Annotated in this window: 21 protein-coding genes; 16 read left to right on the forward strand and 5 right to left on the reverse strand. The window is 31.4% G+C overall.

The window, feature by feature from the left end; translation table 11 throughout:
* Positions 1–24: 24 nt before the first annotated feature.
* The gene (locus HMPREF2561_RS02955; RefSeq protein WP_002448641.1) at positions 25–351 is read right to left on the reverse strand and encodes an ArsR/SmtB family transcription factor; all 327 of its coding nucleotides are present in this window, start codon (positions 349–351) and stop codon (positions 25–27) included.
* A 155-nt stretch (positions 352–506) separates the two neighbouring features.
* On the opposite strand from HMPREF2561_RS02955, the gene HMPREF2561_RS02960 reads away from it, so the two are divergent.
* The 5 genes from HMPREF2561_RS02960 (at position 507) to HMPREF2561_RS02980 (ending at position 5,406) form a co-directional block, all read left to right on the forward strand.
* A complete protein-coding gene (locus HMPREF2561_RS02960) occupies positions 507–1,163 on the forward strand; it encodes an SDR family oxidoreductase (RefSeq protein WP_070468314.1) in 657 nt (218 codons plus the stop codon).
* Positions 1,164–1,504: 341 nt separating this feature from the next.
* Positions 1,505–2,437, forward strand: a complete 933-nt coding sequence (locus HMPREF2561_RS02965) for a type I phosphomannose isomerase catalytic subunit (protein ID WP_049379491.1) — start codon at positions 1,505–1,507, stop codon at positions 2,435–2,437.
* 398 nt (positions 2,438–2,835) lie between these two features.
* Positions 2,836–4,209 (forward strand): EVE domain-containing protein, encoded by a 1,374-nt coding sequence (locus HMPREF2561_RS02970; protein ID WP_070468316.1) that lies wholly within the window; start codon positions 2,836–2,838, stop codon positions 4,207–4,209.
* Positions 4,210–4,359: 150 nt separating this feature from the next.
* Positions 4,360–4,755 (forward strand): thiol-disulfide oxidoreductase DCC family protein, encoded by a 396-nt coding sequence (locus HMPREF2561_RS02975; RefSeq protein WP_019835530.1) that lies wholly within the window; start codon positions 4,360–4,362, stop codon positions 4,753–4,755.
* A 210-nt stretch (positions 4,756–4,965) separates the two neighbouring features.
* Positions 4,966–5,406 (forward strand): Dps family protein, encoded by a 441-nt coding sequence (locus HMPREF2561_RS02980; RefSeq protein ID WP_017176090.1) that lies wholly within the window; start codon positions 4,966–4,968, stop codon positions 5,404–5,406.
* Positions 5,407–5,491: 85 nt separating this feature from the next.
* Here the strand turns inward: HMPREF2561_RS02980 and deoD are convergent, their stop codons facing one another.
* The gene (deoD, locus tag HMPREF2561_RS02985) at positions 5,492–6,202 is read right to left on the reverse strand and encodes a purine-nucleoside phosphorylase (protein WP_017176091.1); all 711 of its coding nucleotides are present in this window, start codon (positions 6,200–6,202) and stop codon (positions 5,492–5,494) included.
* Between the two features lie 146 nt (positions 6,203–6,348).
* On the opposite strand from deoD, the gene deoC reads away from it, so the two are divergent.
* From deoC to HMPREF2561_RS03005, 4 genes are all read left to right on the forward strand, one after another.
* Positions 6,349–7,011 (forward strand): deoxyribose-phosphate aldolase, encoded by a 663-nt coding sequence (deoC, locus tag HMPREF2561_RS02990; protein WP_070468318.1) that lies wholly within the window; start codon positions 6,349–6,351, stop codon positions 7,009–7,011.
* Between the two features lie 61 nt (positions 7,012–7,072).
* Complete coding sequence (locus tag HMPREF2561_RS02995) at positions 7,073–8,374, forward strand: pyrimidine-nucleoside phosphorylase (protein ID WP_017176093.1); 1,302 nt, start codon at positions 7,073–7,075, stop codon at positions 8,372–8,374.
* Between the two features lie 11 nt (positions 8,375–8,385).
* Positions 8,386–9,570 (forward strand): phosphopentomutase, encoded by a 1,185-nt coding sequence (gene deoB, locus HMPREF2561_RS03000; protein ID WP_070468320.1) that lies wholly within the window; start codon positions 8,386–8,388, stop codon positions 9,568–9,570.
* Between the two features lie 2 nt (positions 9,571–9,572).
* Positions 9,573–9,923 (forward strand): DoxX family protein, encoded by a 351-nt coding sequence (locus HMPREF2561_RS03005; RefSeq protein WP_048683062.1) that lies wholly within the window; start codon positions 9,573–9,575, stop codon positions 9,921–9,923.
* Between the two features lie 66 nt (positions 9,924–9,989).
* Here the strand turns inward: HMPREF2561_RS03005 and HMPREF2561_RS03010 are convergent, their stop codons facing one another.
* Entirely contained in the window at positions 9,990–10,460 is a 471-nt protein-coding gene (locus HMPREF2561_RS03010; RefSeq protein WP_048680310.1) for an S-ribosylhomocysteine lyase, read from the reverse strand.
* A gap of 259 nt (positions 10,461–10,719) precedes the next feature.
* On the opposite strand from HMPREF2561_RS03010, the gene HMPREF2561_RS03015 reads away from it, so the two are divergent.
* The 3 genes from HMPREF2561_RS03015 to HMPREF2561_RS03025 all read left to right on the forward strand — a co-directional run bounded on the left by HMPREF2561_RS03015 (position 10,720) and on the right by HMPREF2561_RS03025 (position 13,866).
* On the forward strand, positions 10,720–11,895 hold the full coding sequence (locus tag HMPREF2561_RS03015) for a M20 family metallopeptidase (RefSeq protein WP_070468322.1): 1,176 nt from the start codon (positions 10,720–10,722) through the stop codon (positions 11,893–11,895).
* A 4-nt stretch (positions 11,896–11,899) separates the two neighbouring features.
* Entirely contained in the window at positions 11,900–13,096 is a 1,197-nt protein-coding gene (locus HMPREF2561_RS03020) for an L-aspartate--L-methionine ligase LdmS (protein WP_070468325.1), read from the forward strand.
* Positions 13,097–13,200: 104 nt separating this feature from the next.
* Positions 13,201–13,866, forward strand: a complete 666-nt coding sequence (locus HMPREF2561_RS03025) for a DUF2750 domain-containing protein (RefSeq protein WP_017175113.1) — start codon at positions 13,201–13,203, stop codon at positions 13,864–13,866.
* A gap of 69 nt (positions 13,867–13,935) precedes the next feature.
* On the opposite strand, the gene coaW is transcribed toward HMPREF2561_RS03025, so the two are convergent.
* Positions 13,936–14,736, reverse strand: a complete 801-nt coding sequence (gene coaW, locus HMPREF2561_RS03030; RefSeq protein ID WP_070468327.1) for a type II pantothenate kinase — start codon at positions 14,734–14,736, stop codon at positions 13,936–13,938.
* Between the two features lie 180 nt (positions 14,737–14,916).
* On the opposite strand from coaW, the gene HMPREF2561_RS03035 reads away from it, so the two are divergent.
* The 3 genes from HMPREF2561_RS03035 to HMPREF2561_RS03045 all read left to right on the forward strand — a co-directional run bounded on the left by HMPREF2561_RS03035 (position 14,917) and on the right by HMPREF2561_RS03045 (position 18,222).
* Positions 14,917–15,777 carry a GNAT family N-acetyltransferase gene (locus HMPREF2561_RS03035; RefSeq protein ID WP_017175115.1) on the forward strand — a complete coding sequence of 287 codons (861 nt, stop codon included), beginning with the start codon at positions 14,917–14,919 and terminating at the stop codon, positions 15,775–15,777.
* A gap of 109 nt (positions 15,778–15,886) precedes the next feature.
* The gene (gene rpoE, locus HMPREF2561_RS03040; RefSeq protein WP_070468329.1) at positions 15,887–16,417 is read left to right on the forward strand and encodes a DNA-directed RNA polymerase subunit delta; all 531 of its coding nucleotides are present in this window, start codon (positions 15,887–15,889) and stop codon (positions 16,415–16,417) included.
* Positions 16,418–16,614: 197 nt separating this feature from the next.
* A complete protein-coding gene (locus HMPREF2561_RS03045; RefSeq protein WP_019835603.1) occupies positions 16,615–18,222 on the forward strand; it encodes a CTP synthase in 1,608 nt (535 codons plus the stop codon).
* A gap of 116 nt (positions 18,223–18,338) precedes the next feature.
* Here HMPREF2561_RS03045 and HMPREF2561_RS03050 read toward each other — a convergent pair whose 3' ends face one another.
* Positions 18,339–18,860 carry a DUF2529 domain-containing protein gene (locus HMPREF2561_RS03050; RefSeq protein ID WP_019835604.1) on the reverse strand — a complete coding sequence of 174 codons (522 nt, stop codon included), beginning with the start codon at positions 18,858–18,860 and terminating at the stop codon, positions 18,339–18,341.
* Between the two features lie 161 nt (positions 18,861–19,021).
* On the opposite strand from HMPREF2561_RS03050, the gene fdaB reads away from it, so the two are divergent.
* A complete protein-coding gene (gene fdaB, locus HMPREF2561_RS03055; RefSeq protein ID WP_070468331.1) occupies positions 19,022–19,879 on the forward strand; it encodes a class IIb fructose-bisphosphate aldolase FdaB in 858 nt (285 codons plus the stop codon).
* Positions 19,880–19,922 lie beyond the last annotated feature (43 nt).

Below are 19,922 nucleotides of genomic sequence, written 5' to 3' on the forward strand. Positions count from 1 at the left end.
ATGGTGTGTGTGATTAGACATTTATTATTCACCTCTTTGATGATGAGCATGTTGAATGGCTTGTTTTAATAAAGTAGAAACATGTTGATCGTCTATAGAATAAATCATGGATTGTCCATGACGTGACGATTTAACGAGGCCTGCTTGTTTTAAACTCTTTAATTGATGCGATACATTTGATTGAGTTAATTTTAATGTATGCGTAATATGCCCAACACTAGCTTCACCTTTATATAACAATTCTAAAATACGTAAACGGTTATAATCGCTTAACGCTTTAAATGTCTCAGTTAAACGGTTAAGCATGTATTCATCTATAAATATATCTCTATCTTTATTTGTATTGGACATCACATGAGACCTCCTCTTTAATATATTAATATATATTCATATATTAATATATAGTGTCCTTGTCTAAGTGTCAATGATATATAGTAAATAAGTTTAAAAATGATACTAAGTGGTATTAATAAACTATGAAATGAATTGAAGGAGGAAATAAGTTTATGAGTATATTAGTTATTGGTGCTAATGGTGGCGTAGGTTCTAAATTGGTTAACCAATTAAAAGAAGATCAAGTTGATTTTACAGCCGGTGTTCGTAAAGAAGAACAAGAAAGTGCGTTAAAAGATCAAGGTGTTAATGCCATTTTAATAGATGTAGAAAAAGATAGTATTGATGATTTAACTGAGAAATTCAAAGGCTTTGATAAAGTTATTTTCTCAGTTGGTTCAGGTGGTAGCACAGGTGCTGATAAAACAATCATTGTTGATTTAGATGGTGCAGTGAAAACGATTGAAGCAAGTAAAAAAGCAAATGTTAAACATTATGTAATGGTTTCTACTTACGATTCACGTCGTGAAGCATTTGATGCAAGTGGAGATTTAAAACCTTATACAATTGCAAAACACTATGCAGATAATCATTTAAGAAATTCTGGACTAACTTATACAATCGTTCATCCAGGTGGTTTAGAAGATAAATCAGGTACTGGTGAAATTAAAGCTGACTTGTATTTTGATGAAGGAAGTACAATTCCACGCGAAGATGTGGCTTCTGTATTAAAACACGTAGCGACTTCTGAAAATAAATTTGAAAATAAAGAATTTCAAATTCTTTCAGGGTATCAATCTATTCAAGAAGCATTATCTCGTTTTGAGTAGTTAAGTTAGATAATTAATTACAAATGAAAAGTTCTGTGTTAGAGTAGGACAGTGAGTTTTAAAACTTGCTGTTCTATTCTTTTTTATTAATATATATAATTTCTATTAAATTAATAATGAAATTGATATAATAAACATATGAGTGAAAATTTTTATTTAACTATAGAAGCGAAATAGCATTTATATAGAATTAGTTATCTGATATATTAAAAGCTTAAATAGATAGTAATTTAAAGATAAAATGGGTCATCAATTGTTCTAATTATACATAATCATTTAAATACGATATTTCACTTTAAAATAAAGAGAGAAGCAATAACCGTGTTTTAGGAGGTGCAATCATGCCATTATTTTTAAAGCCTATTTTCTTTGAAAAAATATGGGGCGGTAATAAGTTAAATCAATTTAATTACGACATACCAAGTGAACAAACTGGAGAATGCTGGGGTATTTCTGCACATCCGAATGGAAAAAATATGATTGAAAATGGTCAGTATGCTGGTCAAACATTAGATCAAGTATGGAATGAGCATAGAGAATTATTTGGAGACTTTCCAAGTAAAGATTTCCCTTTATTATGTAAAATAGTGGATGCAAGACACCCTCTATCTATTCACGTTCATCCTGACGACTCGTATGCATATGAATTTGAAAACGGTCAATATGGTAAGTCAGAATGTTGGTATATTATTGATGCAGAAGAAGATGCTGAAATTATACTCGGTACCTCTGCTGATTCAAAAGAAACATTTGAGAATAAGATAAAAGAAGAGGCGGTGTTGGATGTAGTAGAAAGAATCAAAGTTAAACCAGGTGAGTTTTATTTTATACCAGCTGGAATGCTTCATTCTATAGGTTCTGGTGTTTTAGTATATGAAACAATGCAATCATCTGATATTTCATATAGAGTATATGATTATGAACGTAATCGAACTGATGGATCATCATTAGAAGTTAAAAAAGCATTAGACGTGATTCAATTTACTGCAAATGCACCTGCTATAGTACCTGAAACTACAATTGTAGAAAATCATAAACGTAGCCAAATTGTATCTAATGACTTTTTTACAATGGTTAAATGGGAAATAAGTGGAACGCTTAATTATATGAAGCCTCGTGAATTTTGTCTTATTTCTGTATTAGAAGGTCGTGGACAAGTGATTACAGATGGTGAAATCTTTAAGCTAGAAAAGGGATCTAATTTTATTTTAACTTCTGAAGATTTAGATAGCGTATTTGAAGGAGAGTTCACTCTAATTATAAGTTATATTTAGTTAATCAATTTAATTTATAAGCAGACGTGTTGGAATAATTTCTATATCTAGCATGATTTTCTTGTGTGATAGCTGAATCTAGAAGTTTTTTATCTTCCGCTTCCTGTTAATCGGAAATCTAATAATGTTTAAATAATGAGATAGTATATTTTAATAGTGAAATGGAATTTTGTGAGGATTCATATGATTCTATTTCACTTTTTTGAATTTAAAAAGTGATTTAATAATACGTCAACTCTATTAAAAAAATATGATAAAATAAAAAAAACGAAATCTTATAGACGATTCATATATTTAAATTTAAGCGATCTAAAAATGACTAATAGGTGCTAAAATTAATATTAATATATACATGAATAAAGATGCTAAATTTAAAATAAGTAAGAAGGAGATTCTAGATGGCAGAAGAAGTAAATTACTTTTGGTTAAATTGTGGATATACAAGATGGAACCATAATGAACCATTAGTTGGACAAACAACTTTATTTGAGTCTGGAGCACAGTTCAATCCTACTCAGGGTTTTCGAGCGTTCAAAAAAGCTAAAATTGGCGATCAAGTGATTTTTTATCAAGTACAAACAGATACTGGATTATTAGGAATTGGGGAAATTATTAGTGTTCAAACAGGAGCACAAAATAAAATTAGAGTTGAATTTAAATTTAATGAAGAGTTAAAGCCTTTAACTACTGACTATTTAAAACGTAGTGAAGTGCTAGATTATCGAATGAATAATATGCGTGAAACGTTAATAAATCAACTCACAAAAGAGGAGTTTCAATTAATCGTTGAGTTAGGAAAAGGTAACATTCAATTACCTCGATATTTCTTTTTATCTGAAACTGAAAAATTTGAACCTGATACTCATTATACGATTTTTACACATACTTATAATGGAATTAAACGGAATGGTTATCATTTTTATAACCAATTAGAAGTAGGGGATAATTTAATATTTTATGATAAGAATAGTAATCAATCGGTCGTAGGAATTGGTGAAGTATCTCGTCATATTCATGAAAAACCTCCAATTCCTGGTCGTACTAATAGTACTGCAATTGAGATTTATTATGAAAAGAATATCACTCCTGTTACATTAGGAGCACTAAATAAACATCCTAAATTAAAGAACTTATACTTTTTACAAGAAAATGCTAAGCAAGCAATAGCAAGTATGAGTCAAGCACAATACGATGCTATTATAGACATGAGTGAAAATGATGGGATTAGAACACCATTTGAGACTATTAAAAAACCAGGATTCAATACGGATCATGATGAGACCATTAAACCTTTTATTTTACTCGTTGTAGATAAACGTGAAGAAGGTTTGAAAGCAGCCAATAATCTTTTACAAAAAACGAATGCTAATCCAGTTATTACTAGTGGTCACCCTGACTTTAGTGAAGATTTGTTATATGGCAAATATCTACCTAATGAGACAGGTGCCTTATATTATAGAGAAGGTTTTATTACACAACTTATGCCTAAAAATGACAAAAGTTACTTAGTGATTGATAACTTTAATAGACTTGATCCAGATATATTTCAAACTTATATTAATGTTTTAGAAGGGTACGAAGTTACATTACCTAGATATAATAAAGATGGTAACATGATTACTTGGTCTCGTGAAAAAGATTCTTTTTATCATTTTAATCCAAATTGGCATATTATTGGCGTAACATACGAAAAGTTAGAAGATATAAAAAATAAATATTCACAACAATTTTTAAAATATACACGTATTGTAAAAGTGAACCATGATGCATAATAGCAGACAAGTTAGATAAAAAACATCATAACGTATAATGAGCTAAAGTGGATATAGAATTTGTGATAAATTCTATACCCACTTTTTTGTGTTTAATGAGTCCTTGTAAAAGGAATATATTAAATAGGTTAAAAAGGAAGGTGACGGAACATGCCAATCGTTTATTACGATGGAAATTGTGTGTATTGTTATAATTATTGTATTTGGCTAATACAACATGGTTTACCTAAAAATTATGAGTTTGCGACGTTAAAAGGAGAAGCGGGACAACATTTATTTAAACAACATCCCGAAGCTAAAAATAAAAATAGTGTGATACTACAAGAAGGAGATCGTTTATATTACGAGACTACTGCAGTAGCAAAATTAATCACAACATTAAGTAGTAAAAAATGGTTAGGCATACTACTTAGAGTAATGCCATTACCAATAAGAAATTTAGGTTATCGACTGTTTGCTAATAATAGAGATAAAATGTGGAAAACACATTGGCATAAACCAAACGCATATGAAAAATCATTCTTTATTGATGATGATAGACAATAAATGAGAAAACTATTTTTTAATTGATAATATCTATATTTTTTGATTATATATTATAAAACTTTTGATAATGATTCTATATATTTATTCATAAATATTAGTGTTTTTAAGTTGCGTGTGTAAAATGACTTTACAGATTATAATTATTATAATATAATTATGATTGTAAAAGAGAAACTTGGCTGTATAAAAGTACAAAAAAGGAGAGATTCGATGACTCAACAAGATGTAGTAAAAGAATTAAATCAACAAGTAGCAAACTGGACAGTAGCATATACAAAATTACACAACTTCCATTGGTATGTTAAAGGTCCTAATTTCTTCTCATTACATGAAAAATTTGAAGAATTATACAATGAAGCTAGTCAATATGTAGACGATTTAGCAGAACGTATTCTAGCAATTGGAGGTAACCCAGTAGCAACATTAAAAGAAAGTTTAGAACTTTCAATTGTAAAAGAAGCAGAGACACATTACACTGCTGAAGAAATGGTTAAAGCTTTCTCTGAAGATTTAACTCAAATTTCTAAACAACTTGGAAAAGCAATTGAAGTTGCAGGAGAAGCAGGAGACGATGTTTCAGAAGATATGTTTATTGGTATGCAAACATCAGTAGATAAACATAATTGGATGTTTAAATCTTATTTAGTTTAAATATTCTATTTTAAAAAGAGTCATTGTGGACGATAAAACGTCTACAATGGCTCTTTTAACTTTTAATATTAACATTGATAAGTGATTATTCAGCGATTTCTAAAGCAATTTCCATCATTTGAGTAAATGATGTTTGACGTTCTTCAGCTGATGTAGCTTCATCTCTTAAGATATGATCACTTACAGTAAAAATACCTAATGCTTTTTTACCAGCATGAATTGCATTTAAATATAAGCCAGCTGATTCCATTTCAATACCTAAGATACCCATGTTCTTCCAACTATCGTTAAAATGTTTATCGGCATTATAAAACGTATCTGATGATAAAATATTTCCAACATGTGTAACTGCTCCGATATCATCAGCAACTTGTTTAGCTTTAGTAATTAACTCAAAATCTGCAATTGGAGCAAAGTGACCAGGAATATTAAATTGATCTACATAATTTGAATTAGTTGAAGCAGCTTGAGCAATAATGACATCATATAAATTCACATTCTCTTGTAATGCACCACATGAACCAATTCGAATAATTGTATCAACATCAAAGAAATTATAAAGCTCATACGAATAAATTCCAATACTTGGAATACCCATACCTGAACCCATTACTGAGATTTCTTTACCTTTATATGTCCCAGTGTATCCAAACATATTACGTACTTCATTAAATTGCTCAACATTTTCTAAAAAGTTATCAGCAATATATTTTGCACGTAATGGATCCCCAGGCATTAATACTGTTTTAGCAATTTTAGTTCCATTAGGTTGAATATGAGGTGTACCGTTTGTCATGAATATCTTCTCCTTAACATTTTTATTCAAAATAAAGATAACATTTGTTTAAAATTTTTGCGAATTTTTGTACTATATAAATGAGAGAAACATATAAATTATGTTAATACAGTTGGCTTTCGAGCAATACATTGGAGGAAATTTTTATGGAATATTCAAAATATATTGATCATACACTTTTAAAACCGGAATCAACACGTCAACAGATTGATAAAATTATTTCTGAAGCTAAGGCGTATCATTTTAAATCGATTTGCGTTAATCCAACCCACGTTAAGTATGCTTCTGAACAGCTTGTGAATTCTGATGTGCTTGTATGTACAGTGATTGGGTTCCCACTTGGAGCTACAACAACTGCTACAAAGATTTTTGAAACAGAAGATGCGATTAAAAATGGCGCGTCAGAAATTGATATGGTTATCAATATAGGCGCACTTAAAGATGGAAAATATGAAGACGTTCAAAAAGATATCGAAGGCGTAGTTGGCGCAGCTAATGGAAAAATAGTGAAAGTTATTATTGAAACTGTTCTTTTAACAGACGATGAAAAAGTGAAAGCAAGTGAACTAGCAAAAGCTGCTGGTGCAGATTTCGTTAAAACATCAACTGGCTTTGCTGGGGGAGGCGCTACACCAGAAGATGTGAAATTAATGAAAGACACTGTGGGAGACGAATTAGAGGTTAAAGCTTCAGGTGGCGTACGTAATTTAGAAGATTTCAATAAAATGATTGACGCAGGCGCTACACGTATAGGTGCGAGTGCTGGTGTCCAAATTATTCAAGGTTTAGAGTCAGATTCTGATTATTAATCATGTAGTTGATGTAACAGCATACAGATACAACAGCTTATTTTGAGAGGAGTTCAGAATGATGAGAATGATAGATATTATTGAAAAGAAACGCGATGGAAAATCATTATCTAAAGAGGAAATTGAATTCTTTATCAAAGGCTACACGGAAGGAGATATCCCAGATTATCAAGCCTCAAGTTTAGCTATGGCGATTTTCTTCCAAGATATGAATGAAGAAGAACGTGCAGCTTTAACTATGGCAATGGTTAATTCAGGTGATGTTATTGATTTATCAAAAGTCAATGGTATTAAAGTAGATAAACACTCAACTGGTGGCGTTGGAGATACGACGACATTAGTGTTGGCACCATTAGTAGCTGCAGTGGGAGTGCCAGTTGCCAAAATGAGTGGCCGTGGTTTAGGTCATACGGGTGGTACGATTGATAAATTAGAATCTATTGATGGGTTTCATGTTGAAATCTCTGAAGCGGACTTCATTAAACTTGTTAATGAAGATCAAGTTGCAGTGATTGGACAAACAGGCAATTTAACACCTGCAGATAAGAAACTATACGCATTAAGAGATGTTACAGGAACAGTTAACTCTATTCCTCTAATCGCATCATCTATCATGAGTAAGAAAATTGCCGCGGGTGCTGATGCAATCGTCCTAGATGTTAAAACTGGAAATGGTGCATTCATGAAAACATTAGAAGATGCCGAGGCTTTAGCACATGCTATGGTTAGCATAGGAAATAATGTTGGTAGAAATACAATGGCTATTATTTCAGATATGAGCCAACCACTTGGTCGTGCGATTGGGAATGCTTTAGAATTAAAAGAAGCGATTGATACATTAAATGGTCAAGGACCTGAAGATTTAACTGAACTAGTATTAACGCTTGGTTCACAAATGGTCGTACTTGCTGAAAGAGCAAGTACACTTGAAGAGGCGCGTCAATTGCTCAATGAAGCCATTGAAAATGGCTCAGCATTAGATAAATTCAAAACATTTTTAGAAAATCAAGGTGGCGATGCTTCAGTTGTCGATTCACCGGAGTTATTACCGACTGCCGAATATCAAATTGATTATAAAGCAAAATCAAGTGGTGTAGTTTCAGAGCTTATTGCTAATGAAATTGGCGTTGCTTCAATGATGTTAGGTGCGGGAAGACAAACGAAAGAAGATGACATAGATTTGAGTGTTGGCATTGTGTTGAATAAGAAAGTAGGAGACAACGTCAATGAAGGAGAGTCTTTATTAACGATTCACAGTAATCGTGAAAATGTTGATGATGTAATTAAGAAACTTGACGAAAGTATCGAAATTAAAGCGCAAGCAAAAACACCAACATTAATTCATAAAATAATTACAGAGTAGGAGTGTTAAATATGACGACACCATTTAAAAGAGTACATTTAATTGTCATGGATTCAGTAGGTATTGGTGAAGCACCTGATGCTGCAGCTTTTAATGATGAAGGTTCACACACATTAAAACACACGTTAGAAGGTTTTAACCAATCATTACCTAATTTAGAAAAATTAGGATTAGGTAATATTGAAGATTTGCCAGTAGTCAATAAAGTTGAACAACCAGGTGCTTTTTATACTAAATTAAGTGAAGCTTCTGTTGGAAAAGATACGATGACAGGACATTGGGAAATTATGGGACTAAATATCATGCAACCATTTAAAGTTTATCCAAATGGATTTCCTGACGAATTAATTCAAGAGATTGAAGAAATGACAGGTCGAAAAGTTGTAGCAAATAAACCTGCTTCAGGTACTGCAATTATTGATGAATTAGGCGAACATCAAATGAAAACAGGGGATTTAATTGTTTATACTAGTGCAGATCCAGTACTTCAAATTGCTGCACATGAAGATATTATCCCACTTGAAGAATTGTATGATATTTGCGAAAAGGTTCGTGAATTAACTAAGGATCCTAAGTACTTAATTGGCCGTGTTATTGCACGTCCATATGTTGGTGAACCAGGAAACTTTACGCGTACATCTAATCGTCATGATTATGCTTTAAAACCATTTGGTAAAACTGTTATGAATACATTAAAAGATAGTGATTATGATGTTATTGCTATTGGTAAAATCAATGACATCTATGATGGCGAAGGTGTAACTGAAGCCATTCGTACAAAAAATAATATGGATGGCATGGATAAGTTAATAGAAGTTGTCAAAAAAGACTTTAATGGATTAAGTTTCTTAAATCTTGTTGATTTTGATGCTTTATATGGTCATCGTGGTAAAAAAGAAGGTTATGCACAAGCCATTAAAGATTTTGACGAACGCTTACCAGAATTAATTGATAATTTACAAGAAGATGATTTAGTGATTATTACTGCTGATCATGGTAATGATCCAATTGCAGAGGGAACAGATCATACTAGAGAATATATTCCAGTGCTTATGTTTAGCCCTAAAATAGATGCATACCATGAATTATCAGGAGATACTACATTTAGTTCAATTGGTGCAACAATCGCAGATAATTTCAATGTTGAATTGCCAAAATACGGAAAAAGTTATTTAAAAGAAATGGGAGTTGAATAATTATGAAAATAATGAGATATTTGTTAGGTTTAGCATTTGGATCAGCAGGAATACTACATTTTACAAATGAACGTCAATTTAGATCGATTGTACCGGAGTATTTACCATTACGAAAAACAGCAGTTTTAGTGACAGGCGTATTTGAAATGTTCTTTGGAGTTATGTTATTAGCTAAAAGACCTGCGGATTGGTTGAAAAAAGGTATTAATGCATTTTTACTTGCGGTTTTTCCAGGAAACATTTACATGGCAAGAAAGCAATTACCATTAGGAAATAAATCTGTTCCTAAGTGGGCATTATACTTAAGATTACCACTTCAATTCATTTTAATAGCTATCGTAAAAAAATTATAATAAAACTTAAATAAATAATACCCTACCTAAATGCTTTAGGTAGGGTATTATTTATTTAATTATTAATTATTTGCCTTCACCAAAAACGTCGTCCCATTGATTACGCTTATCTAAGAATTCTTTTGCGAGTGCTTTAGCACCTTCAAGAGAATGACTAGCAGCCCAACCGCATTGAACTTCATTGCAAGCAGGAACTTCTGTAGCTTCTAACACATCATTTAAAGTTTTTTCAATAATATTTAATACATCTTCATAATCATCGTGATCAATAAATGAAACATAAAAACCAGTTTGACAACCCATAGGACTTAAATCTACAACTTTATCAGAATGATTTCTAATATTTTCAGCCATTAAATGTTCTAATGAATGTAGCGCTGGCATATCCATATGCGCTTTATTTGGTTGTTTAAAACGTAAATCATATTTTTTGATAACGTCTCCATTAATCCCTTCCATTGTGCCTGCTAAGCGAATATATGGTGCAACTACTTTTGTATGGTCAAGATTAAAACTTTCAACGTTCATTTTAGTCATATTTATTTCCTCCTATAAATACATTGCTTGAATAATATGATTGTAACAAGAGTGCTAATCATTTACAATTTTCTTAATTAAGTAATTTAAATGATTATTGTAAGAAAATTTTGTAAATTCAAATGAATATGATGACAATCTATAGTAAATCCGATAAAATAAGTAATAATTAAATTTAAAGATACATCAAGAAATGGATTGACTTGATGTCTAAATAAATATAGATATTAATATTCGTGTATAAAAGGAGTATAGATTGATGAGTAGTAAACAAGAGATATTAGACTATATAGAGAATAAAAAGTACGATTATGTCGAAATAAGCCATCGTATACACGAGCGTCCTGAGTTAGGCAATGAAGAGATATTTGCATCAAGAACATTGATTGATCAATTAAGAGCAAATGATTTTGAGATAGAAACGGATATTGCCGGACATGCTACTGGGTTTATTGCAACTTACCAGTCTGAAAAAGAAGGACCAACTATAGGATATTTAGCTGAATATGATGCTTTACCTGGTTTAGGTCATGCATGTGGCCACAATATCATTGGGACAGCAAGTGTATTAGCAGGAGTAGCACTTAAACAAGTCATCGACCATGTTGGTGGAAAAGTAGTTGTATTAGGATGTCCTGCCGAAGAAGGTGGAGAAAATGGAAGTGCAAAAGCTTCATATGTAAAAGCCGGTGTAATTGATGATATTGACATTGCACTTATGATTCATCCTGGAAATGAAACATATCCAACGATAAATACATTAGCTGTTGATGTGCTTGATATTAAATTTTATGGTAAAAGCGCCCACGCTTCAGAAAATGCAGATGAGGCTTTAAATGCATTAGATGCGATGATTTCTTATTTCAATGGTGTAGCTCAATTACGTCAACATATTAAGAAAAGTCATCGTGTACACGGTGTGATTTTAGATGGAGGTAAAGCTGCTAATATTATACCTGATTATACGCATGCAAGATTTTATACACGTGCCACTACTAGAAAAGAACTTGATATTTTAACAGAACGTGTTAATCAAATTGCAAGGGGTGCAGCCATCCAAACGGGTTGTGACTATGAATTTGGTCCTATTCAAAATGGTGTAAATGAATTTATAAAAACACCTAAACTAGACGAATTATTTGAAAAATACGCCATAGAAGTTGGCGAAGAAGTTAGTTATGATGATTTTGGTTTTGGTTCGACAGATACAGGAAATGTTAGTCATATAGTTCCTACGATTCATCCACATGTTAAAATTGGCTCAAGAAATTTAGTAGGTCATACACACCGTTTTAGAGAAGCAGCTGCAAGTGTTCATGGTGATCAAGCTTTGATTCGTGGCGCAAAAATTATTGCTCTTATGGGACTAGAATTAATTGAAAATAAAAAACTATTTGATGAGGTTGTGGAGCAACATTCTCAAATAAAGGGGTAAAAAAATGAAAAATGAATATAATGTTCCAAAGTTAACGTTAAGTGATTTGTATGATGAAAATATTGTATATAATTCAAGACCTTCTTATGCATTGAATCCTTGGCTCACAACAGAAGAGCATCAGTCTAATTTTTTGACTGGTCGTGAAATGATTATCGCTAAGGATATGCCGATTGTTGTACACGAAGCGAGTATTACAGATAAATTACAACAACTATTTGATCTTATTGGTAAAAAAATACCAAAGCATCTTTATACATTTAGAGATCGTGAAACGTATGAACGCTTGTTACAAGAGATTATCAATAAAGAAGGGAAAAAAATATATTTTCAATATATCGAAAACAATGACATAGTAGATGACGAAGCGTATGCCATTGATAAAGACGTTTTTGTAGCTTTAAATAATAAATCACGTATTCCTGAATGGACAAATCATAAATATTTACCAGACCGTGAAATTGTGTCAATTAGAGATTTCAAAGGTCGTATCAAAGATTGGGATTATCCTTTTGTAATTAAGCCAGGAGATGAATTACCAACTGCAGGTGGTTATGGCGTAATGATTTGCTATAACGATGAAGACTTAGAAAAAGCAACTCAACGAATATTTGAAGCGGCCCATGCTACCGATAATTTAATCATTGAACAAAAAATAGAAGCAGTTAAAAATTATTGTGTCCAATTTGCATATTCTAAAGAAATAGGTATCACCTATCTAGGTACTGCCCATCAAATTACTGATAAATATGGTCTATACGCAGGAAATGAAAATGTGCATGATGTTCCAGAAAAAGTGATTCAAGCTGGTCGTGAAATTATGCAAAATGGAGTGAACTTAGGCTTTATTGGTGTGGCAGGATTTGATTTATTATTAGATGAAAATGATAATGTATTTGCTATAGATTTGAATTTTAGACAAAATGGTTCGACAAGCATGCTACTATTACAAGATGAATTAAATCCTAACTATCAAAAATTTTATAGTTATTTTTCAAGAGGAGATAATACTCGTTTCTTCAATGTTATTTTAAAATATGTTAAACAAGGCGTGCTTTATCCTCTTTCGTATTATGACGGTGATTGGTTTGGTAAAGATGAGGTGAATTCTCGCTTTGGATGTATATGGAATGCTGATTCTAAAGAAGAAGTTGAACAATTAGAACAAGCATTTATTAGTGAACTTGATGATACTAATTAAGTTAGGGTATAGGTTAAATTAATTATAAAAAAAAATATGGATGTTTGACGTTAATTTTAATATAATTTAACATTTAATTAGTATATTAAGAGAGAGGGTTTGTAATGGAATATAAGCATAATGACTATTTCAAAGAGATATTAATTAATGAAGTCATTATTTTGGCTAGTAAAAATAAAAAATTAATTCGTATTCATCATGAAGATGGTGATTACACAGGAATGTGGACGAATGAAGACATCGCAAAAGAGTATTTAAATCACTCAGACATTCAATTTGATCGACTATTAAATATTGATATTGATACGTTCGTTACGTATGATATGGATGAATTGTTTGATGAAAGTGATAAAATTTTAATCAATACTTCAAGTAAAGAAGAGGGACATATTGTCAAAGTTGTAGACATGATGAATGAACTCATGTCTGAATTAGACAAAATTCGTCTTAAAGAATTTGCAAAAGATATTTCAAAAGAAAATCATGTTTTTGGCTTAACACGTAAAGGGGAAAAAAGATTTATTCTTATTAGTGATAAAGAAAATCAAAAACCTAATATTATGCCTGTATGGAGTATTAAAAATCGGGCACGAAAAGTTCGTGATAAAGATTTTGAAGAATGTGATTTAATCGAAATTGAAGGTAGTGTATTTAGTGAATGGCTTGATAAATTAAGAGATAATGATCAAGCTGTCGCAGTAGACTTAAAACCTGGAGTCGTAGGTACCATTGTTTCTCCACAAAAAGTATCTAATGAATTATCATTTTAAATCAAATCCCAATAGGTTTCTTTTTTAAGAAATCTATTGGGATTTTTATGTTAATGTTTTTAGTTTGAATTAGCTTAAATGAAGGACACCGATTGCACCTGAAAATGCACCATTTTCAATATAAAAAGGATGACATCCTCGTAAAACAGTATAATCCTCAATAACTTTTCGTAGTAAGGGATTATTATTAAAAGAAGACCCAATATAAACAACATTTTTTGTTTGACATTCACGAGCTACTGTAATCGCCATCGTTGTAATCACTTCTCCAACGACACCCACGACAGATGCTAATTTATCTGAGTTAGTAAAATGTTCATTCATATTATTTAGTACATTGCCAAAGTTTGCAGCAGTGAGTTCACCAGAAATAGGCGGTTCAGAATCTTTATATATATGTTTAACTTTTAAATCGATAATATCTCTATTTCCAGATTGAGCGAGATTTGTAAGTGTTTCATAATCAGATATTTCAGTCAATAAATAACCTAAACCTCGAATCATTCCGCCACCCGTACCAATTCCGCCTACACGTTCTTGATGGTGACCATTATAATAGTGTAAAGATGTACCAGTACCTATGTTTGCAAATATGTATTGATTAATATGATGGCCTTGCTCCTTAAGTAAAATACCTAATCCCTTTGAAGCAGCATCAAATTCAACAAATATTTGGGATGATTGTTTGATGTTTTCAGCAATAACGCCTGCGTTACCACCTGTTAAATTGATTTTTTCGAATTCATTTTGGTTTAACCATTGAATGACTTTATTTATATCTGTTGTTAATTCAGTTGACAATGTACGGTGTGTATCATCTTCCATTGCTATTTTAATTAATGTACCGCCGGCATCGATACCTACTCTCATTTTTTTCACCTCTAAAATTAATATATGACATGTTAATACTATAATAATTTTGACGAATTGCAATTATTTTACAATATTATAAAATAAATAGTAAATATTAGAGTAAATAGATTATTTTATAAGATTTAAAGGTTATATATGATATTATTAAAACAACTTTGAGATATAGGGGTTAATTTTATGAGTATAGTAAAGCAATTTGAAAATATTACAATTCAGGAATTTGAAGAACAATATCGCGATGATGTCTTAAACTTTGAATTAAGCGAACGACAACAAATTTATTCATCATTACCTAAATCTGTATTAGAAGATGCTTTAAAAGATGAAAATCGAGTAGCTAATATTGCCATTAATGAAAATGGAGATGTAGTAGGATTCTTCATACTTCATCAGTATTATCAACATGAAGGATATGATACACCTGAGCATGTCGTTTATGTTCGATCATTGTCTATTAATGAAAAATTTCAAGGACAAGGCTATGGTACAACTATGATGATGTATTTACCTCAATATGTTCAACTATTATTTCCAGATTTCAATCATTTATATTTAGTTGTTGATACTGAAAATGAAGGGGCATGGAATGTATATGAACGTGCTGGATTCATGCATACTGCTACTAAAGAAGAAGGACCCATCGGTAAAGAACGTTTATACTATTTAGATTTGGATTCTAAACATGTATCGTCATTGAAATTAGTTGAGAATAAAAATTCAAATATTGCAATGTATCAAATTATTGATTTATTAAAAGATGATCAAAAAGTTGGATTTATTGCACTCGAACATCTAAATACTCATCTAAATATCGCTGCAATAGAAGTCTATAAAGATCAAAGAAAAGAGGGGATTGCTGGGAGTGCTTTAAGACAACTTCCTACATATGTACGTAAACATTTTAAAGAAATAAGAAGTATAGGTATTACATTATTTGGGGAAAATAATGAACTTAAGCCATTATGTATTAGTAGCGGCTTTGTTGAGACAGATCAATCAGATGACTTAGTTATTTTCAAAAAATATATTAATTACTAATTGAATAGCAATTGCGAAATCATAAAATGTCATTTATAATTTATCTTTGTTACTATTAATAAAAGCAATGTAAAGATAATAAAATCCTTTGAAAGGAAGTTTAGTTATAATGAAAATTCAAGATTATACTAAAGAAATGGTTGATGAAAAATCATTTATCGATATGGCTTATACTTTATTACACGATAAAGGGTCAACAATGAATCTCTATGATATTATTGACGAATTTAAAAGTCTCGGTAATTATGAATATGATGAAATTGAAAATCGTACTGTACAATTTTATACTGACTTAAATACAGATGGACGTTTCTTAAATGTTGGTGAAAATCAATGGGGATTACGTGATTGGTATTCAGTAGATGATATTGAAGAAAAAATTGCACCAACAATTCAAAAATTTGATATTCTTGATGACGATGATGAAGAAGATGAAAATCTTAAGTTACTTGGCGACGATGAAATGGATGATGACGATGATATTCCAGCTCAAACGGATGATCAAGAAACATTAGATGATTCTGATGATAATGAAGAAGATATTGACGGTTCAGATATCGTTATTGAAGAAGATGATGATGACGACATCGCTGAAGGTGAAGAAGAAGCATTTGAAGATGCAGAAGATTTTAATGACTAAATATTAGTTTTAATTGACTTTTGAATGAAAAATGTTAAAATTTTATTCGGGCTCCTTTAATTAGGACACGTGTATAAATGTTATACGCTCCCCTTACAAATATGTGAGAGGGAGCGATTTTTTTATTTTTAGGAAATGTTTAAATTTTGTAGAGATAGAGTAAGGAAGCAACCCTTAATAAATTAGGAGGTCAGACAATGACAAAATTTATCTTTGTAACCGGCGGAGTAGTTTCATCTTTAGGTAAAGGTATCACAGCCGCTTCTCTAGGAAGATTGTTAAAAGACAGAGGACTTAAAGTAACAATTCAAAAATTTGATCCATATTTAAATGTTGATCCTGGTACAATGAGTCCTTATCAACATGGAGAGGTATTTGTTACAGATGATGGCGCTGAAACTGACTTGGACTTAGGACATTATGAACGTTTTATAGATATCAATTTAAATAAATATTCTAATGTCACTGCGGGAAAAGTATATTCACATGTGCTAAAAAAAGAACGTCGTGGAGATTATTTAGGTGGAACAGTTCAAGTGATTCCACACATTACAAATGAAATTAAAGAACGCTTATTATTGGCTGGAGAAAGTACAAATGCGGATGTGGTCATTACCGAAATAGGCGGTACAACAGGTGATATTGAATCTCTTCCATTTATTGAAGCTATTCGCCAAATTAGAAGTGACCTTGGCCGTGAGAATGTTATGTATGTTCATTGTACATTACTTCCATACATTAAAGCAGCTGGAGAAATGAAAACTAAACCAACACAACATAGTGTAAAAGAATTACGTGGTTTAGGTATTCAACCTGATTTAATTGTTGTTCGAACAGAATATGAAATGACTCAAGATTTAAAAGATAAAATTGCTTTATTCTGTGATATAGATAAAGAAAGTGTTATTGAATGTAGAGATGCATCGTCATTATATGAAATCCCATTACAATTAAGTGCTCAAAATATGGACGATATTGTAATTAAACGCTTAGATTTAGATGCTAAATACGATACACAATTAGATGAATGGCAATATTTATTAGATACCGTTAATTCATTAGATGGTACGATTACTATTGGCTTAGTTGGTAAATATGTAAGTTTACAAGATGCATACTTGTCAGTGGTGGAATCACTAAAACATGCAGGTTATCCATTGAAAAAAGATGTTGTAGTAAAATGGATTGATTCAAGTGAAGTGACAGACGAAAATGTAGAGAGTTATTTAAGTGATGTTGATGGAATTTTAGTTCCTGGTGGCTTTGGTTTTAGAGCAAGTGAAGGTAAAATTTCAGCTATCAAATATGCAAGGGAAAATAATATACCTTATTTTGGTATTTGCTTAGGAATGCAATTAGCAACTGTCGAATTTGCAAGAAATGTTGTAGGACTTAAAGATGCTCATTCAGCAGAACTTGATCCAAATACACCATATCCAATTATTGATTTGTTACCTGAACAAAAAGATATCGAAGATTTAGGTGGCACATTACGTTTAGGTCTTTATCCATGTACTATTAAAGATCATACTTTGGCACATGACATTTATAATGAAACAAATATTGAAGAGCGTCATCGTCATCGTTATGAATTTAATAATGCTTATAGAGAACAATTAGAAGATAAAGGAATGGTCTTTTCTGGTACTAGTCCAGATGGTCGTTTAGTGGAAATGGTAGAAATTCCAGAAAATGATTTCTTCATTGCTTGTCAATTCCATCCGGAATTCTTATCTAGACCTAATAGACCACAGCCAATTTTCAAAGCTTTTGTAGAAGCTGCTTATAAACACCAACAAAATTAAAATATCAAAATAGAAGCGGAATAGACTTTAAAAGTAGTCTATTCCGCTTCATTTATATCAATTTATATAGAAGATAAAGGTTGTACATGTTAGGCGCTAATGATTATAAAGTTAATTTATAATTCCAAGTCTCTAGTCATTTCAATCATTTGTGTATATATATCATAGTAAATGTAATTAAACGCCATTGTATGAGGTTGTACAATTTTATCGTAATCCTCAGTATATACAATCGGACGCGGAGTTGATAAGTTTACAAAATGCATAAGATGTTCAGGGAAATCTTCTTGTTTAGGACGATTGCATACTAATACAAAATCAATATCTTTGTCTATTAATTGTTGAACATCTTGAGCAACCTCCTTAGTATAAAAAGGAGAGAATAAAAATACACGATCAGTTGTGTCTAAATCATTTAAACTGTTTAATTCACTCAATTTTTTACTAGAATTTAATTTTTCATCACTTTCTAATATAAAAGTTTCAAAAAATTTTAAATCTCCATAACCATTAATATATACATATCCTTCTCCACCAATAGCTTGGATTAAACATTGAGCAGCCATTTGTATGTCTAACGCTTGGTCTTCTAAACGATTAAATATACCCGTTAATTGTGTTTGTAGTATCTTTGACATGATTATCCTCCATTTCATTAGTATTGTAATGAAATATAATATTTTATGCAATGAAGCTTCAAAAGTTATCAATTATTTTTAAATTAAGCATGCAATAAAAAATATTATCTGCTATAATAATTTTTGAAAATTTATGTAATTGGATACAAGGAGGAACTTTCATGCCATTAGTTTCAATGAAAGAAATGTTAATCGATGCGAAAGAAAATGGTTATGCGGTTGGTCAATACAACTTAAATAACTTAGAATTTACACAAGCTATTTTAGAAGCTTCTCAAGAAGAGAACGCGCCAGTGATCTTAGGTGTTTCCGAAGGTGCTGCACGTTATATGAGTGGTTTTTATACAGTAGTTAAAATGGTAGAAGGTTTAATGCATGATTTAAACATTACTATACCAGTAGCTATCCACCTAGATCATGGTTCAAGTTTTGAAAAATGTAAAGAAGCTATTGATGCTGGATTTACTTCAGTAATGATTGATGCTTCACATAGTCCATTTGAAGAAAATATTGAAATTACTTCTAAAGTAGTAGAATATGCACATCAACATGGCGTGTCAGTTGAAGCTGAATTAGGAACAGTGGGTGGACAAGAAGATGATGTTGTAGGCGGTATCATCTATGCTGATCCTAAAGAATGTCAAGAATTAGTCGAAAGAACTGGTATTGATACTTTAGCACCAGCATTAGGTTCAGTACATGGTCCTTATAAAGGCGAACCTAAATTAGGCTTCAAAGAAATGGAAGAAATTGGTGCATCAACTGGATTACCACTTGTTTTACATGGTGGTACAGGTATTCCAACTAAAGATATTCAAAAAGCAATCCCTTATGGTACTGCAAAAATTAATGTAAATACTGAAAATCAAATTGCTTCAGCTAAAGCTGTTAGAGATGTATTGAACAATGATAAAGAAGTTTACGATCCTCGCAAATACTTAGGTCTAGCACGTGAAGCTATTAAAGAAACAGTAAAAGGCAAAATTAGAGAGTTTGGTACGTCTAATCGCGCTAAGTAAAATAATTATTATTAAAGGTTAAGGCAACCTGAACTGTCAGCAA

This window comes from Staphylococcus sp. HMSC069E10 (genome assembly GCF_001809205.1).
GTDB classification, from domain to species: domain Bacteria; phylum Bacillota; class Bacilli; order Staphylococcales; family Staphylococcaceae; genus Staphylococcus; species Staphylococcus hominis.

What these genes read in the sequence shown, in the direction of transcription:
- HMPREF2561_RS03045 (WP_019835603.1), top strand. Translation starts at nt 16,615, where the DNA reads ATGACAAAATTTATCTTTGTAACCGGCGGAGTAGTTTCATCTTTAGGT.
- HMPREF2561_RS02980 (WP_017176090.1), top strand. Translation starts at nt 4,966, where the DNA reads ATGACTCAACAAGATGTAGTAAAAGAATTAAATCAACAAGTAGCAAAC.
- fdaB (WP_070468331.1), top strand. Translation starts at nt 19,022, where the DNA reads ATGCCATTAGTTTCAATGAAAGAAATGTTAATCGATGCGAAAGAAAAT.
- HMPREF2561_RS02965 (WP_049379491.1), top strand. Translation starts at nt 1,505, where the DNA reads ATGCCATTATTTTTAAAGCCTATTTTCTTTGAAAAAATATGGGGCGGT.
- rpoE (WP_070468329.1), top strand. Translation starts at nt 15,887, where the DNA reads ATGAAAATTCAAGATTATACTAAAGAAATGGTTGATGAAAAATCATTT.
- deoC (WP_070468318.1), top strand. Translation starts at nt 6,349, where the DNA reads ATGGAATATTCAAAATATATTGATCATACACTTTTAAAACCGGAATCA.
- HMPREF2561_RS02995 (WP_017176093.1), top strand. Translation starts at nt 7,073, where the DNA reads ATGAGAATGATAGATATTATTGAAAAGAAACGCGATGGAAAATCATTA.
- HMPREF2561_RS03035 (WP_017175115.1), top strand. Translation starts at nt 14,917, where the DNA reads ATGAGTATAGTAAAGCAATTTGAAAATATTACAATTCAGGAATTTGAA.
- HMPREF2561_RS03005 (WP_048683062.1), top strand. Translation starts at nt 9,573, where the DNA reads ATGAAAATAATGAGATATTTGTTAGGTTTAGCATTTGGATCAGCAGGA.
- HMPREF2561_RS03020 (WP_070468325.1), top strand. Translation starts at nt 11,900, where the DNA reads ATGAAAAATGAATATAATGTTCCAAAGTTAACGTTAAGTGATTTGTAT.
- deoD (WP_017176091.1), bottom strand. Translation starts at nt 6,202, where the DNA reads ATGACAAACGGTACACCTCATATTCAACCTAATGGAACTAAAATTGCT.
- HMPREF2561_RS03025 (WP_017175113.1), top strand. Translation starts at nt 13,201, where the DNA reads ATGGAATATAAGCATAATGACTATTTCAAAGAGATATTAATTAATGAA.
- coaW (WP_070468327.1), bottom strand. Translation starts at nt 14,736, where the DNA reads ATGAGAGTAGGTATCGATGCCGGCGGTACATTAATTAAAATAGCAATG.
- HMPREF2561_RS03050 (WP_019835604.1), bottom strand. Translation starts at nt 18,860, where the DNA reads ATGTCAAAGATACTACAAACACAATTAACGGGTATATTTAATCGTTTA.
- HMPREF2561_RS03015 (WP_070468322.1), top strand. Translation starts at nt 10,720, where the DNA reads ATGAGTAGTAAACAAGAGATATTAGACTATATAGAGAATAAAAAGTAC.
- HMPREF2561_RS02955 (WP_002448641.1), bottom strand. Translation starts at nt 351, where the DNA reads ATGTCCAATACAAATAAAGATAGAGATATATTTATAGATGAATACATG.
- HMPREF2561_RS02960 (WP_070468314.1), top strand. Translation starts at nt 507, where the DNA reads ATGAGTATATTAGTTATTGGTGCTAATGGTGGCGTAGGTTCTAAATTG.
- HMPREF2561_RS02975 (WP_019835530.1), top strand. Translation starts at nt 4,360, where the DNA reads ATGCCAATCGTTTATTACGATGGAAATTGTGTGTATTGTTATAATTAT.
- HMPREF2561_RS02970 (WP_070468316.1), top strand. Translation starts at nt 2,836, where the DNA reads ATGGCAGAAGAAGTAAATTACTTTTGGTTAAATTGTGGATATACAAGA.
- HMPREF2561_RS03010 (WP_048680310.1), bottom strand. Translation starts at nt 10,460, where the DNA reads ATGACTAAAATGAACGTTGAAAGTTTTAATCTTGACCATACAAAAGTA.
- deoB (WP_070468320.1), top strand. Translation starts at nt 8,386, where the DNA reads ATGACGACACCATTTAAAAGAGTACATTTAATTGTCATGGATTCAGTA.